Source organism: Rhodanobacter sp. DHG33 (assembly GCF_014843005.1).
Lineage (GTDB): Bacteria > Pseudomonadota > Gammaproteobacteria > Xanthomonadales > Rhodanobacteraceae > Rhodanobacter_A.
Genome location: NZ_JACYXM010000002.1, coordinates 66,926 through 80,269, shown reverse-complemented (window position 1 = coordinate 80,269; position 13,344 = coordinate 66,926). Strand labels below are relative to the sequence as shown.

The 13,344-nt window shown below is 67.7% G+C and carries 13 protein-coding genes and 1 tRNA gene; 6 read left to right on the top strand and 8 right to left on the bottom strand.

Features of this window, described 5'->3' with window-relative positions:
* Positions 1-15 precede the first annotated feature (15 nt).
* The 3 genes from prmC to IHE46_RS03275 form a co-directional block, all read right to left on the bottom strand.
* Positions 16-846 (bottom strand): peptide chain release factor N(5)-glutamine methyltransferase, encoded by an 831-nt coding sequence (gene prmC, locus IHE46_RS03285; protein ID WP_192163206.1) that lies wholly within the window; start codon positions 844-846, stop codon positions 16-18.
* Between the two features lie 35 nt (positions 847-881).
* Positions 882-1,847 (bottom strand): hypothetical protein, encoded by a 966-nt coding sequence (locus IHE46_RS03280; RefSeq protein ID WP_192163205.1) that lies wholly within the window; start codon positions 1,845-1,847, stop codon positions 882-884.
* 118 nt (positions 1,848-1,965) lie between these two features.
* Positions 1,966-4,647, bottom strand: a complete 2,682-nt coding sequence (locus tag IHE46_RS03275; protein WP_192163204.1) for a M1 family metallopeptidase — start codon at positions 4,645-4,647, stop codon at positions 1,966-1,968.
* 154 nt (positions 4,648-4,801) lie between these two features.
* Here IHE46_RS03275 and IHE46_RS03270 point away from each other — a divergent pair, with 154 nt between their 5' ends.
* Both IHE46_RS03270 and IHE46_RS03265 read left to right on the top strand, forming a co-directional pair.
* Entirely contained in the window at positions 4,802-5,755 is a 954-nt protein-coding gene (locus IHE46_RS03270) for a LysR substrate-binding domain-containing protein (protein ID WP_192163203.1), read from the top strand.
* Positions 5,756-5,787: 32 nt separating this feature from the next.
* Complete coding sequence (locus IHE46_RS03265) at positions 5,788-6,420, top strand: hypothetical protein (RefSeq protein ID WP_192163202.1); 633 nt, start codon at positions 5,788-5,790, stop codon at positions 6,418-6,420.
* A gap of 175 nt (positions 6,421-6,595) precedes the next feature.
* Here IHE46_RS03265 and IHE46_RS03260 read toward each other — a convergent pair whose 3' ends face one another.
* Entirely contained in the window at positions 6,596-7,114 is a 519-nt protein-coding gene (locus IHE46_RS03260; protein ID WP_192163201.1) for an adenine phosphoribosyltransferase, read from the bottom strand.
* A 14-nt stretch (positions 7,115-7,128) separates the two neighbouring features.
* The gene (locus IHE46_RS03255) at positions 7,129-7,407 is read right to left on the bottom strand and encodes a DUF2007 domain-containing protein (protein WP_192163200.1); all 279 of its coding nucleotides are present in this window, start codon (positions 7,405-7,407) and stop codon (positions 7,129-7,131) included.
* A gap of 101 nt (positions 7,408-7,508) precedes the next feature.
* On the opposite strand from IHE46_RS03255, the gene IHE46_RS03250 reads away from it, so the two are divergent.
* From IHE46_RS03250 to IHE46_RS03235, 4 genes are all read left to right on the top strand, one after another.
* Positions 7,509-9,266, top strand: a complete 1,758-nt coding sequence (locus IHE46_RS03250) for a glutamine--tRNA ligase/YqeY domain fusion protein (protein ID WP_192163199.1) — start codon at positions 7,509-7,511, stop codon at positions 9,264-9,266.
* A 6-nt stretch (positions 9,267-9,272) separates the two neighbouring features.
* Complete coding sequence (locus tag IHE46_RS03245; RefSeq protein WP_192163198.1) at positions 9,273-9,833, top strand: nucleoside deaminase; 561 nt, start codon at positions 9,273-9,275, stop codon at positions 9,831-9,833.
* On the top strand, positions 9,830-10,555 hold the full coding sequence (locus IHE46_RS03240) for a VTT domain-containing protein (RefSeq protein ID WP_192163197.1): 726 nt from the start codon (positions 9,830-9,832) through the stop codon (positions 10,553-10,555). Before IHE46_RS03245 ends, IHE46_RS03240 begins: the two co-directional genes overlap by 4 nt.
* A 65-nt stretch (positions 10,556-10,620) precedes the next feature.
* Complete coding sequence (locus IHE46_RS03235) at positions 10,621-11,610, top strand: YncE family protein (RefSeq protein WP_225562779.1); 990 nt, start codon at positions 10,621-10,623, stop codon at positions 11,608-11,610.
* 98 nt (positions 11,611-11,708) lie between these two features.
* On the opposite strand, the gene IHE46_RS03230 is transcribed toward IHE46_RS03235, so the two are convergent.
* From IHE46_RS03230 to queE, 3 genes are all read right to left on the bottom strand, one after another.
* A tRNA-Lys gene (locus IHE46_RS03230) sits at positions 11,709-11,784 on the bottom strand.
* A gap of 62 nt (positions 11,785-11,846) precedes the next feature.
* On the bottom strand, positions 11,847-12,542 hold the full coding sequence (gene queC / locus IHE46_RS03225; protein WP_192163196.1) for a 7-cyano-7-deazaguanine synthase QueC: 696 nt from the start codon (positions 12,540-12,542) through the stop codon (positions 11,847-11,849).
* A 106-nt stretch (positions 12,543-12,648) separates the two neighbouring features.
* Positions 12,649-13,338, bottom strand: a complete 690-nt coding sequence (queE, locus tag IHE46_RS03220) for a 7-carboxy-7-deazaguanine synthase QueE (protein ID WP_343229993.1) — start codon at positions 13,336-13,338, stop codon at positions 12,649-12,651.
* Positions 13,339-13,344 lie beyond the last annotated feature (6 nt).

The window sequence follows — 13,344 nt, the reverse complement described above, 5'->3', positions numbered from 1 at the left end:
GCGGGGCGCTTTCGTTCATGCGGATTGCCAGCAGCCGCCGCTCACGCGGTCGCGCGCCTCCAGATCCCGTGCGGTGAATACCTGCGCGTAGCCTGCATTGCCCAGCAGGACGCGTGCGGCATCGCCCTGGTTCCAACCATGCTCGAACAACAGCCAGCCGCCAGGTTCGAGACAAGCGCGCGCATCGGCAACGATGCGGCGGATGTCGTCGAGCCCATCGGCCCCGGAGGCCAGGGCCGAAGCCGGCTCGAAACGCAGGTCGCCTTGTGCGAGATGCGGGTCGGCCGCTTCGATGTAAGGCGGGTTGGAAACGATCAGCGCGAAGCGTTCGCCTTTCAGAGGCGCCAACCAGTCGCCATGGAGGAAACGCACATTCGCAAGGTCGAGTCGCTGCGCATTGCGCTGCGCAACCGCCAGCGCCTCGGCACTCGCGTCGGTGGCGACGATGTGCGCCAGCGAGCGCTCGCTGGCGATCGCCAAGGCGAGCGCGCCGCTGCCGGTGCCGAGATCGGCTACGCGGTCCGCCGTGTCGCGCGGCAGCCGATCCAGTGCGAGCTCCACCAGCAACTCGGTTTCCGGACGCGGAATCAACGTGGCCGGCGTCACTTCCAGATCCAGCGTCCAGAAGCCGCGACGGCCCGTGAGGTAGGCCACCGGCTCGCCCGCCGCGCGGCGTTCGACCAGCGCCTCGAAAGCCGCCTGAGTGTCCCTGTCCACCGCATCGCTGCCGTGCGCGAACAGCCAGCTGCGTGGCTGGCCGAGCACATGCAGCAGCAGTATTCCGGCATCGACCCCGCCGCCGAGACGCAGCTCGGCTTCGCGAAGCAGGTGGTGGACGGTAGGCATGGGCGCAGTCTACGCGATGCCTTACCGGTACAAGTTCACTCCGACACGGCCAACACGCAATGGTCGGCCCCGAAGCTGCGGCAGCAGACGGGGAAAATCGACAGGCCGCGTGGCGCGATCGCAGGACTGAGCAAACCTTCGATGAATCCGCTGTAGAAACTGCAGCCGGAATGGCCCTCGTCCTGGCACAACGGGCTCTGGCGGATATGCAACTGGTCGACCTGCAGATCCACCTCGGCAAAGGCATGCAATGCGGGCGCACCGATGGAAGCCATGGCGGCATCCAGCGGCAAGCCGGTATCCATGGCGTATTCGCGCGCGTGCAGCCACGCCCCGACGCGTTGACCGGCGAGCCGCAGCGAGGATTCGCGCGCGCCTTCGTCGACCTTGCGAGCCAGCGCCAGCAGGCTGGGCACGATGCGCGGGTAGTCGTATTCCAGCGAGGCCAGCGTCTTGTCCACGGCCGCGGCATCCGCCTCCAGCGCGACTACTTCCACATAGGGTTCGGGCGGAGGCTCCGCTGGCGCGGGCGCCGGTGCGGGCGCATGGACCACGAGGAATGCCTCGAACGATTCCGCCGGTGCGGGCACGGGTGCCTGCACCGTGGGCACGGGTGCGGGCGCAGTTTCCTCGACGCTGGCGACAGCCACTTCCTCGACCGCTTCCCCGACGGCTTCCTCGACCGGCTCGGGCGGCGGCGCCGGCGGCGGCACGTAGTTGGAAACGGTCTTGTTCGTGGCGGCGAAATGCTCGCGCTGCTGGCCTTCGACGACCGGGTACAGCTCGAAGCTGACGAGGCGATCGCACGTCGCCAACACCGTCCGCAGCGCGCGCTTCTTGAACCACGAGCCGCGCACGACCATGGTGAGCAAAGTACCGTGCGGGTCCTGCACCTGGCGTTGCCGCACGAGGGTGTAGCCGCAGGTGCCGGCCAGACGGCCGACCTCGATGAGCAGGCCCTCGCGTTGCAACGCGAGCGCCTGGATTTCCAGCTCGATCATGCGTCCCCCTGTAGACGATGTCGGTGGGTTGATTGGATGGCCATGCTACGACAGCCATAAGCCTTAAAACGACAAGCCCCGCCGCGGCGGGGCTTGTCGCGGTCACGCCGCGGACCGGTCAGCGCGTGATCGAGGCCGGGCTCTGCTTGGCGGCCAGCGCCGCGCACAGCTCGATGGACTCGGAGGTCTGCGCCAGGCCGCGCGAGATGCCTGCGGCATCGTTCATGCGCGGCTTGAAGAACGACTGCAAGCGCTGCGCTTCACCAGTGGAGCAACCGCCTGCTCCCGCCAGCATCGGCAACGCGCCGCCGGCGAAGCTGCCGGTGCGCCCGAGGATCTGCGGGTAGTGGCCGGTGAACCACGTCCACATCGCGTCGCGCTGGGCCGGCGTGTCGCGGCCCGAACGCAGCAGCGAGGCCATCTCGCCCACCTTCACCGGCTTGCTGATCGCGAAGTCGCGCACCTGCTCCGCAAGCGCGGGATCGTCGACGCTGGCGAGACCGCCCAGGATGCCGTTGCGCAGCGCCGGATCGCTGGTCTGCGGCAGTTCGGCGATCAGCGCATCCACCGCGCTCTTGCCCTGCGTCTGCACGGCCACGCCCAGCGCCTCGCCGAGCAGGTCGGGGTTGGCCGCAGTGAGATTCAGGCGGCCATCCGCACCCTTCTGCAGCGCGGCTTCGCCCTGCTTGAGCAGTTCCGCACGCACTTCGGGCAGCTTGTAGTCGAGGCCAAGCTCGCTGGCCAGGGTGCTGCGCAGCAGGGAATCGTCGTCCGACTCGCCGGCCTTGCGCTGGTAACCCAGTGCTTCGAGCTTGGGCAGGTAGGCGGCCTTCACCCAGTCGGCGATGCGCGCGCGCTGGGCATCCGTCTTGGCCACGTGGTGGTAGATCCAGCTGACCTGGCCCAGCGGGGCGGTGGACACCTGGCTGGTCTTGGATGCCGTGAGCGGTTGGAGCGCGGCCAGCGCCTGGCCGGCATCGAGGTCGCCGTGCTCGAAGCTGGCGTGGATCGCGTCGGCATAGGCCAGCTGCTCGGTGTCGCTGAGCTTGGCGACTTCCTTGGTCAGCGCGGCCAATTCATTCTTGCCCAGGCTGAAGCGGTAATAGCCGGCGGCGTTCGCGTTCGGCATCACCCAGGTGGGGTTGCTGGCGCCGGGCAGCGCCACCGAGCCCGTGGCCTTGTCGAGCATCTCGCAGGCCACCTTGCTGCCGTCGGCGGTGCCGTAGCGCACGCACACCGGGATGCCCCAGATGCGCTGGCTGTCGCCATGGCTGCCCAGCGGCAGATAGCGGCTCTGCTTCAGCGTCAGCACGGTCTGACCGTTCTTCTGCTCCAGCGCGGTCTGCACGTAGGGCACGCCGGACTGGTCGAGGAAGCTCTTGAACGCATGCTTGAAGTCGTCGCCCTTGCCCGCGGCGGTGGCGATGGCGTTGACCAGGTCGTCCGCGGTCGCGTTGCCGAACTTGTGCGCCTCGATGTAAGCGTGCATGCCCTTCTGGAAGGTCTGCTCGCCCACGTAGTTCTCGAACATGCCGATCACCGAGGCACCCTTCTGGTAGGTGATGCCGTCGAAGGCGGTCATGATGTCGCCGTTGCCGGTGATCGGCTGGCGGATCTTGCGCGCGCTGACCAGGCTGTCGTTGGCCATCGCGCCCTGCGCGCCACGCACGCGGTCGAGGTCGGCGCGGTATTCGGGGTGCACTTCCTCGGTGACCTTCTCCTGCATCCAGGTGGCGAAGGCCTCGTTGAGCCAGATGTCGTTCCACCAGGCCAGCGTCACGGTGTCGCCGGTCCACTGATGGGCCAGCTCGTGCGCGGTGACGTTGAACGAGCCGCGCACGTTGCGCGCCGGCGAATCCTTGTCGAGCAGCAGCAGCCAGTCGCGGAAGGTGACCAGGCCGGCGTTCTCCATCGCGCCGGCGGCGAAGTCCGGTGCCGCGAGCACGTCCAGCTTGTCCCACGGATAGCCGAAGCCGTAGTAGTTCTCCAGCGCGTGGATGATGCTCGGCGTTTCGGAGATCACGTGGCTCATGCGGTGCGCCTCGCCCGCGGAAGCGATGCCGCGCAGCGGCAGCGGCTTGCTGCGGTAGGCATCGGGCGAGATTTCCGCGGTCGGCGTGATGTCCCACGGACCGACGGCAAAGGCCACCAGATAGGTGGGCAGCGGCAGCGTCTGCGCGAAGGTCACCGTCTTCCAGCCCTGGCCGGCGGCCTTTTCGCTGACCTGCTGCGTGTTCGCCACCGCCACGTCCTTCTCGGGCAGAGTGATGGAGATGTCGAACGGCGTCTTGAAGCCCGGCTCGTCGAAGCTCGGGAAGGCGAAGCGCGCGCTGATCGGCTCCATCTGCGTCATCGCGTAGGGCTGGCCCTTGGCGGTGACCTTGTAGAGGCCCTGCAGCTGCGCATTGAGCGGCGCGGTGTAGTCGAACTGCAGCGTGATCTCGCCGGCCGGCAGCGTGCCGCCGAAATCGACGCGCGCCACGCCGGCCTTGGGATCGGCTTCCACGTACTTGGCGTCGCGGCTCTTGCCCGCCGCGTCCGTCACCGTCACCTTCGACACCTTCAGCTCGGCGCCGTCCAGCCACACATGGTCGGAAGCCTGGGTGAGCTTCACCTTGATCGTGGTGGTGCCGGAGAAATCGGCCTGCGCCGGGTCCACCTTGAAGGCGATCTGGTAGGACTGCGGCACGGCCCACGACGGCAGGCGGCCCGTGGGCGCCTGGTCGGTGGATGCGGCGAAGGCCATGCTGCAGCTGGCAGCCAGCGCGGTGAACAGGAAAGGACGGATGTGACGGCGCATGGCGGGTTCTCCATGGGTTGAAGTAACCCTGCACGCTAGGTCCGGCATGACTTTCCACACAGTGCCATAAGGCATGCGCGGCGCCTTGCTTGCGCCAGACGGATCAATGGCTAACATCTAATTCCATAGCCAACGTCTATGACGAGAGCCTGCCATGAACCTGCGCGACCTTCACTACCTGGTGGCACTCGCCGAGCAGCGCCATTTCGGCCGCGCGGCGGAAGCCTGCTTCGTCAGCCAGCCCACGCTGTCCACGCAGATCAAGAAGCTGGAGGAAGAGCTCGGCGTGGCGCTGGTGGAACGCACGCCGCGCAAGGTGCTGCTCACCGACGTGGGCCGCGAAATCGCCGCGCGCGCGCGCGACGTACTCAACGAGGTGGAACAGATCCGGGGCATCGCGCGGCGCACGCTGGACCCCGAATCCGGTACGGTGCGACTGGGCATCTTCCCAACCCTCGGCCCTTACCTGTTGCCGCACGTGGTGCCGCGGGTGCGCGAACGCTTTCCGCGGCTGGAACTGCTGCTGGTGGAGGAAAAAACCGAAGAGGTGCTGCGCCGCCTGCGCGAAGGCCGCCTCGACGCCGGCATCCTCGCACTGCCGATGCATGACGAAAGCCTGCACGCGGAATTCCTGTTCGAAGAACCCTTCCTGCTCGCCGTGCCGCAATCGCATCCGCTGGCCAAACGGCCTTCGCTGAAGCTGACCGACCTCGGCGACCAGAGCCTGTTGCTGCTGGAAGACGGCCACTGCCTGCGCGACCAGGCACTGGAAGTCTGCCAGCTCGCCGGCGCCGGCGAGAAAAGCGGCTTCCGCGCCACCAGCCTGGAAACCCTGCGCCAGATGGTGGCCGCCGAAGTCGGCATCACCCTGCTGCCCACCCTCGCGGTGAAACCGCCGGTGGCGCAGGCGCCCAACGTGCGGCTGATCGAATTCCGCGGCAGCCACCCGCCCAGCCGGCGCATCGCGATGCTGTGGCGCAAGAGTTCGGCCATGGGCGGTTTCCTCAAGCAGCTCGCCGGCGTGCTCCGCGACCTGCCGAAGGGGCTGCTCGATCCGCGCGATGTCGTCGCGCCAGCCACTGGTGCAAAGCGTTCCGCATCCGCATGACGGCCACGATGCGCACCCGGCAGCCTCGCTGAATGCGCCGCCCTTGGCTCATCGCTGCCATCCTGCTTGCGCTCTGGGGCGGCTGGTCGTGGTGGCACGCGCGGCCGCTGCACCCGGGGCCGGGCGAGCTGGCGCCGGACGATCCCGTGCAGACGGCGCTGGACGAGCCGATGCAACCGATCCGCTTCGGCGACTTCACGCTCACGCCACGCGCGAAATTCGACCTCGTGGCGCGTGTGCTGTCCACCGAGCATTACCACTTCGACGTCGGCGCGGCGCTGGTGCCGGAGGACTTCGCGCTGGGCTGGGGCCGCATGTCCGACAGCAGCGTGCTGAAAGATGTCGACATCTCGCAATCCGGCCGCTTCTACTACTGGCACGTGCAGCAGTTCCCGATACCGCGCCGCGAAATCGAGACGCACAGCGCCAACATGCACCTGATCCCCGCCGACGTCGGCGTGCGTCGCGAACTGGCACGCGTGCGCGTGGGCCAGGTGGTGGCGCTCGATGGTTTCCTCGTGGATGCCGACCGGCCGGACGGCTGGCACTGGCGCACCTCGCTCACGCGTGACGACACGGGCGATGGCGCCTGCGAACTGTTCTATGTCACCTCGGTCGATTCATCTGCAGCGCACGCCGCTCCGGCATCGCCCAGCACGCAATAGCATGCGGTCGTTTCAACGCGTCTCGCCCATGCTCATCCGCGACACGAAGCAGCGGAGTGGCAAACGCGGCTGGTGGGGACACCGCCTTGGCCCAGGCGATTCCGCGCGCCCCGATAACTCCGCGTGGCAGCGATGCCGATCATGATTCGCTGCCACGCGTCATCGTGCCTGGCGGTCAGTATCGCAACAGGGCATGCAAGGGCTGGCCGCCGGTCCAGCGTGTCCGGCCTCGCAACGCCTCCAGCTCGATCAGCACCGATGCACCCACTATCTCCGCGCCGAAACGCGCTACCAGCGCCTGCGCCGCGGCGAGCGTGCCGCCGGTAGCCAGCACATCGTCCGCCAGCAACACACGCGTGCCGGGACGCAGCGCATCGCTGCGCGCCTCGAGACGGTCGCTGCCGTATTCCAACAGGTACTCCACCGACACTATCGGCGGCGGCAGCTTGCCCGGCTTGCGCAGCGGCACGAAGCCGGCACCCAGCGTCTGGGCCAGCCCGGAGCCAAAGATGAAGCCGCGCGCCTCGATCCCGCACACCGCCTGTACGCCGGTAGCGCGCCATGGCTCAGCCAATGCGGCGATGCAGTCCGCAAAACCCCGCGCATCGGCCAGCAGTGGCGTGACGTCGCGGAACAGCACGCCAGGCTTGGGGAAATCCGGTACGGCGCGTATCAGCGCTTCGATCGAGTGCATCGTGTCCTTCACGGTCAGCAGGGCTGGCCCAGCGGCATGCCGGGATCCTCGTCCCATTCGCGCAGCGCCTCGCGCGCCTCGGCCAGCTGTGCTTCGACTTCGCGCACGATGCCTTCGGCAGCTTCCACGCCGGAGTCGGGCACCATCACCGCCAGATAATCCAACGCCGGCAACTGGCCCACGCCGCCGGTGAGGTATTCGCCGGCGATGAAGGCGGGGATCTGCGCGTGCTCCAGCGCATCCTTCACCAGGTGCGCATCGAACAGGTTTTCGGCCCGGTAAACGGTATGCATGGCTGCACGCTAGCCCCGCCGCGCCCCCACGGCAAGCCTGCGACGGCCACCGGGGACAGGGTAAACTTTGCGGATTCCCTTGCCACCCCACGAGCCGTTGCATGTCGAGCACGCCCAGCCCCGCCGAGTCCACCGCCGCCACGACGGCCGACGGCCCGCGCGATTTCATCCGCCAGATCGTCCGCGAGGACCTGGGCTCGGGCAAGCACGCCGCCATCCACACCCGCTTTCCGCCGGAGCCGAACGGCTACCTGCACATCGGCCATGCCAAGGCGATCTGCCTGTCTTTCGGCATCGCCCGCGAATTCGGCGGCTGGTGCAACCTGCGCCTGGACGACACCAATCCCGGCAAGGAAGACCCGGAGTTCGTGCAGGGCATCAAGGACGACGTGCGCTGGCTGGGCTTCGAGTGGCACGACCTGCGCCACGCCTCGGACTACTTCGACGTGTTCTACCGCGCCGCGCTCAAGCTGATCGCGGACGGCGTGGCCTACGTGGACGACCTCAGCGCCGACGAGATGCGCGAGTACCGCGGCACGCTGACCGCGCCGGGTCGCAACTCGCCCTACCGCGACCGCAGCGTCGCGGAGAACCTCGACCTGTTCCAGCGCATGCGCGCGGGCGAGTTCGCCGACGGCAGCCGCACGCTGCGCGCCAAGATCGACATGGCGTCGGGCAACATCAACCTGCGCGACCCGGCGCTGTACCGCATCCGCAAGGTCGTCCACCAGAACACCGGCGACGCGTGGCCGATCTACCCGATGTACGACTTCGCGCACGCGCTGTCCGACGCGATGGAAGGCATCACGCATTCGCTGTGCACGCTGGAGTTCGAGGACCATCGCCCGCTCTACGACTGGTGCGTGGACAAGGTGGATCTGCCGAACCATCCGGAGCTGTGGCAGTCGGTGGTCGCCGCCGGCCTCGAGGCCAAGCCGGCCAAGCCGCGCCAGATCGAGTTCTCGCGCCTCAACCTCAGCTACTGCATCACCAGCAAGCGCAAGCTCGCGCAACTCGTCGCCGAGGGCTTCGTCGACGGCTGGGACGATCCGCGCATGAACACCCTGCGCGGCATGCGCCGCCGCGGCTTCACGCCCGCCGGCCTGCGCCTGCTGATCGAGCGCGTGGGCATCTCCAAGCAGAACAGCGTGATCGACTACGCCATCCTCGAGAACTGCATCCGCGAGGATCTGGACGCCGGCGCACCGCGCCGCATGGCCGTGCTCGATCCGCTCAAGCTCGTCATCACCAACCTGCCGGAAGGCCACGCGGAAACGCTGACTTTCGCGAACCATCCCAAGGACGAGAGCTTCGGCACGCGCCAGGTGCCGTTCGCGCGCGAGCTGTGGATCGAGCGCGAGGACTTCGCCGAAGTGCCGCCCAAGGGCTGGAAGCGCCTGGTGCCCGGCAGCGAAGTGCGCCTGCGCGGCGTCGGCATCGTGAAGTGCGACGAAGTGCTGAAGGACGCCGCCGGCAACATCGCGGAACTGCGCTGCACGCTCGATCCCGAATCGCGCGCGGGCCTGCCCGGCGCCGATCGCAAGGTGAAGGGCACCATCCACTGGGTCAGCGCGCCGCACGCGGCGGCCGCCGAGGTGCGCATCTACGACCGCCTGTTCAACGTGCCCGCGCCGGATGCCGAAGACGACGGCCAGCCGTGGACCGCGCACATCAATCCCGAGGCCAAGTACGTGGTACGGGGCTGGGTCGAGCCCGCCGCGGCACAGGCGGAGCCGGAACAGCGCTACCAGTTCGAGCGACTGGGCTATTTCGTGGCCGACCGCGTCGACCATCGCGCCGATGCGCCGGTGTTCAACCGCGTGGTGACCCTGCGTGACACCTGGTCGAAACAAGGCTGAGGCACCATGTTCCTGCCGATGCAAATCCACCTCACCCTGCCGCCCTGGGTCGCAGAGATGGTCGACGACAGCCGCCCCTATGTCAGCGACGAGGAGCGCGTGGGCCTTGCCATCGCGCTGGCCCGCCGCAACATCGAGCACGGCGAAGGCGGCCCGTTCGGCGCCGCGCTGTTCAACGCGGAAGGCCGCGTGGTGTCGGTGGGCGTGAACCGCGTGGTGCCGCAGACCTGCTCGGTGGCGCATGCCGAAATGATGGCCTACATGAGCGCGCAGCAGCGCCTCGCCAGCTTCCGCATCAATGCCGGCGGCGGCCGCTACGCGCTGGCCACCAGCGCGCAGCCGTGCTGCCAGTGCTTCGGCGCCACGGTGTGGGCCGGTGTCGACGAGTTGCTGATCGGCGCGCGCGCCGAGGACGTGGAGCAACTCACCGAGTTCGACGAAGGCCCGCTCCCTGCCGACTGGATCGGCGAGCTTTCCCGCCGCGGCATCGCCGTGCGCCGCGACATCCGGCGCGACGAAGCGCGCGACGTCCTCGCCGCCTACGGCGCACGCGGCGCATCGTATTGAAACGCCTGCGCGCCGCGCTGCCGCTGATCCTGCTGCTCATCGCAGGTATCGTGCTTTACCTCTCCGGCACGCTCGACCGCCTCGGCCCGCAGCACCTGATCGCCCACCAGCAGCAGGTACGCGCGCATATCGCCGAGTACCCATGGCTGAGCCGGCTGACCTACATCGGCCTGCTCACGCTGGCGATGGCTACCGGCATTCCCGGCACCGTGATCATCATCCTCGCCGGCGGCTTCGCCTTCGGTGTGCTCGACGGCACGCTGTGCTCGTCGGCCGGCCTCACCCTCGGTTCGCTGATCCTGTACCTGGCCAGCCGCTACGCCTTCGGCACGGGCACGCGCGAACCGCCGCCATTCGCCGCGAAGCTGCATCACGGCTTCGAACGCCATCCGGTGACCTACACGCTTTTCCTGCGTTTCGTGCCGGTGATGCCGTTCGGCGCGGTCACCGTGGGCCTGGCCTGGCTGCGTTGCCCGCTATGGCTATTCCTGGGGGCGAGCTGGCTGGGCGGCACCGTGTCGCTGGTATTCGAGAATTCCATTGGCGCAGGGCTGGGCAGTGCGCTGGACAGCGACGGCGCCCTCAATGCCGGGCTGCTGTTGCACCGATCGGTGCTGCTGCCGATGGCGGCGCTGGCCCTGCTGGCCCTGTTGCCGCTGCTGATCGGCCGCCTCACCCAGCGCTGGCGACGACAGGCGCCGCCGCCGGACAAGCAAGAGTAGGCGCCCACAGCGTTCGCTAATCACCCGGCGGCATGCTTGTGCGCACCACCCTGCCGGAGTCCTCCATGAAATCCCCTGCCTTGCTGCTGTTACTCGCCGTCGGCACCGTCGCGACGGCCCACGCCGCCGCATCGGATTACACCGTGCTGCAACGCTACCCGCTGGGCGGCAGCGGCGGCTGGGACTACCTGACCATCGACCCGGTCTCCCATCATCTGCTGATCGCCCGCAACGACCGCGTGATGGTGGTGGATACGCGCGACGGCAAGCTGGCCGGCGAGATTTCCGGCATGCAGCACATCCACGGCATCGCGCTGGTGCAGAAGTCGCGGCACGGCTACGTGAGCGACGGCACCACCAACAGCGTGCACGTGATCGACCTCGACACACTCAAGACGCTGCGCGACATCCCGGTGGACGGTAAGGGCCCGGACGGCATCCTGTTCGATCCGGCCAGCGGCCACATGCTGACCATGAACGGCCACAGCGGCAACGCCAGCGTGATCGACACGGCCAGCGACAAAGCCATCGCCGACATCGCCCTGCCCGGCAAGCCCGAGTTCGCGGTCAGCGACGGCCACGGCCACGTGTTCGTCAACATCGAAGACAAGAGCGAGCTGGCGCGCATCGATACCGGCACGAACAAGGTCGATGCCGTGTGGAAGCTCGCACCCTGCGATTCGCCCAGCGGCCTGGCCATCGATGTGAAGTCCCGACGCCTGTTCTCGGTCTGCGACAACAAGCTGATGGCAGTCACCGATGCCGACAACGGCCATCAGGTCGCCACCGTGGCCATCGGCGACGGCCCGGATGCCGCCCGCTTCGACCCTGCCACCCGGCTGGTCTACAGCTCCAATCACGACGGCACGCTGACCATCGTGCACGAGGACGACGCCGACCATTACAGCGTGGTGGCGAACGTGCCCACCCAGGCTGGTGCGCGCACCATGGCGCTGGACCAGGCCACCCATCGCGTGTGGCTGGTCACCGCAGCCCCTGCGCCGCGCCATGCCCCGGTGAAGGATTTCACTGCGCTGGTCGTCGGTTCGCATTGAGGCTTTGCGGCCGTCCCTGATCGCATGCATCGAAAGTACGGCTGTGGATGGCCGTACTTTCCAAATGAAAAGAGCGCCCATCGGGCGCTCTTTGAACTTGGTGGGTCGTCCGGGACTCGAACCCGGGACCAATGGATTAAAAGTCCAGTGCTCTACCAACTGAGCTAACGACCCGTCACGCAAGTGGATTGGCGATTTTAGGGATTGCGCTGCATGCGCACAAGCAAAAAAGCGCCTCAGACGTAGCGCGTGGGGTCGGGCAGCCCCGCCTCGCGGAACCCCTGCGCGCGCAGGCGGCAGGCATCGCAATGGCCGCAGGCGCGGCCTTCGGCGTCGGCCTGGTAGCAACTCACCGTGGTGGAGAAATCCACGCCAAGGCGCTGCCCTTCGCGTGCGATGTCGGCCTTGCTCATGCGCATCAACGGTGCGTGGATGCGGATGCCTGCGCCCTCGACGCCTGCCTTGGTGGCCACGTTCGCCAGCGTCTCGAACGCCTCGATGAAGGCCGGACGGCAATCCGGGTAACCCGAATAGTCCACCGCGTTGACGCCGCACCAGATGTCGGTGGAACCCAGCACTTCGGCCCAGCCCAGCGCGATCGACAGCATGATGGTGTTGCGCGCCGGCACGTAGGTGGCCGGGATGTGACCGTCGCCGTCGTGCTCGTCGTCGTCCAGCGGCACGTCGATATCGGCGGTGAGTGCCGAGCCGCCGATGCTGCGCAAATCGACCTGCACGGTCTTGTGCTCGACCGCGCCGAGCAAACGCGACACCCGCTCGGAAGCCTCCAGCTCGGAACTGTGGCGCTGGCCGTAGGCCACGCTGAGCGCATGCACCTGGTAGCCCTGCTCACGGGCGATGGCCACGGTGACAGCCGAATCCATGCCGCCGGAGACGAGCACGACGGCCTTGCGAATTGAAGTTTCAGACATGGGTTTCATCCATTGCAGAACAGCCGGTCACCGGCCGGAGAAACGCTTGCGGCAAGACAGGCCACAGCGCGGATTTTCCGGGCGTCCGCAGCGGCGCGGCCGCGCCCTATTTTCCCTTCGCGTCGTTCCACAGCAGCTTGTGCAACTGCAGCTGGAAGCGCACGGGCAAGCGGTCGTCGATGATCCATTCGGCCAGTTCGCGCGGCTCGACCGCGCCCCATACCGGCGAGAACAGCACCATGCAGCGCCGGTCGATGGCGTGTTCGGCCACCACGCCACGCGCCCATTCGTAGTCGGCACGGCTGGCGATCACGATCTTGATCTGGTCGTGCGGCAGCAGGTGATCGAGGTTGGACCACAGGTTGCGCGCGCTCTCGCCCGAATCCGGCGCCTTGAGATCCATCACTTTGCGCACGCGCGGGTCCACCGTCGAGACGTCCAGCGCGCCGGAGGTTTCCAGCGAGACTTCGTAACCTGCGTCGCAGAGACGCTGCAGCAGGATCAGGCAGCGCTTCTGCGCCAGCGGCTCGCCGCCGGTGACGCAGACATGCTGCGCGCCATGCCCGGCAACCTCGGCAAGGATGTCGTCGATGGCGTGCCATTCGCCGCCATGGAACGAATAGGTGGTATCGCACCAGGTGCAGCGCAGCGGGCAGCCGGTGAGGCGCACGAACACGGTGCGCCAGCCGATCGCATCGGCCTCGCCCTGGATCGAATGGAAGATTTCGGTGATGCGCAGCCGCTCGGAAGCAGCGGACGGCACGGCATCGGCCGCGCTGGTTGTGGCACCGCGCACGCTCAC

Coding starts and splice junctions, on each gene's coding strand:
- IHE46_RS03265 (WP_192163202.1), top strand. CDS start 5,788: ATGCGCCGCCCTTGGCTCATCGCTGCCATCCTGCTTGCGCTCTGGGGC.
- IHE46_RS03250 (WP_192163199.1), top strand. CDS start 7,509: ATGTCGAGCACGCCCAGCCCCGCCGAGTCCACCGCCGCCACGACGGCC.
- IHE46_RS03280 (WP_192163205.1), bottom strand. CDS start 1,847: ATGATCGAGCTGGAAATCCAGGCGCTCGCGTTGCAACGCGAGGGCCTG.
- IHE46_RS03235 (WP_225562779.1), top strand. CDS start 10,621: ATGAAATCCCCTGCCTTGCTGCTGTTACTCGCCGTCGGCACCGTCGCG.
- queC (WP_192163196.1), bottom strand. CDS start 12,542: ATGTCTGAAACTTCAATTCGCAAGGCCGTCGTGCTCGTCTCCGGCGGC.
- IHE46_RS03275 (WP_192163204.1), bottom strand. CDS start 4,647: ATGCGCCGTCACATCCGTCCTTTCCTGTTCACCGCGCTGGCTGCCAGC.
- prmC (WP_192163206.1), bottom strand. CDS start 846: ATGCCTACCGTCCACCACCTGCTTCGCGAAGCCGAGCTGCGTCTCGGC.
- IHE46_RS03270 (WP_192163203.1), top strand. CDS start 4,802: ATGAACCTGCGCGACCTTCACTACCTGGTGGCACTCGCCGAGCAGCGC.
- IHE46_RS03245 (WP_192163198.1), top strand. CDS start 9,273: ATGTTCCTGCCGATGCAAATCCACCTCACCCTGCCGCCCTGGGTCGCA.
- IHE46_RS03255 (WP_192163200.1), bottom strand. CDS start 7,407: ATGCATACCGTTTACCGGGCCGAAAACCTGTTCGATGCGCACCTGGTG.
- IHE46_RS03260 (WP_192163201.1), bottom strand. CDS start 7,114: ATGCACTCGATCGAAGCGCTGATACGCGCCGTACCGGATTTCCCCAAG.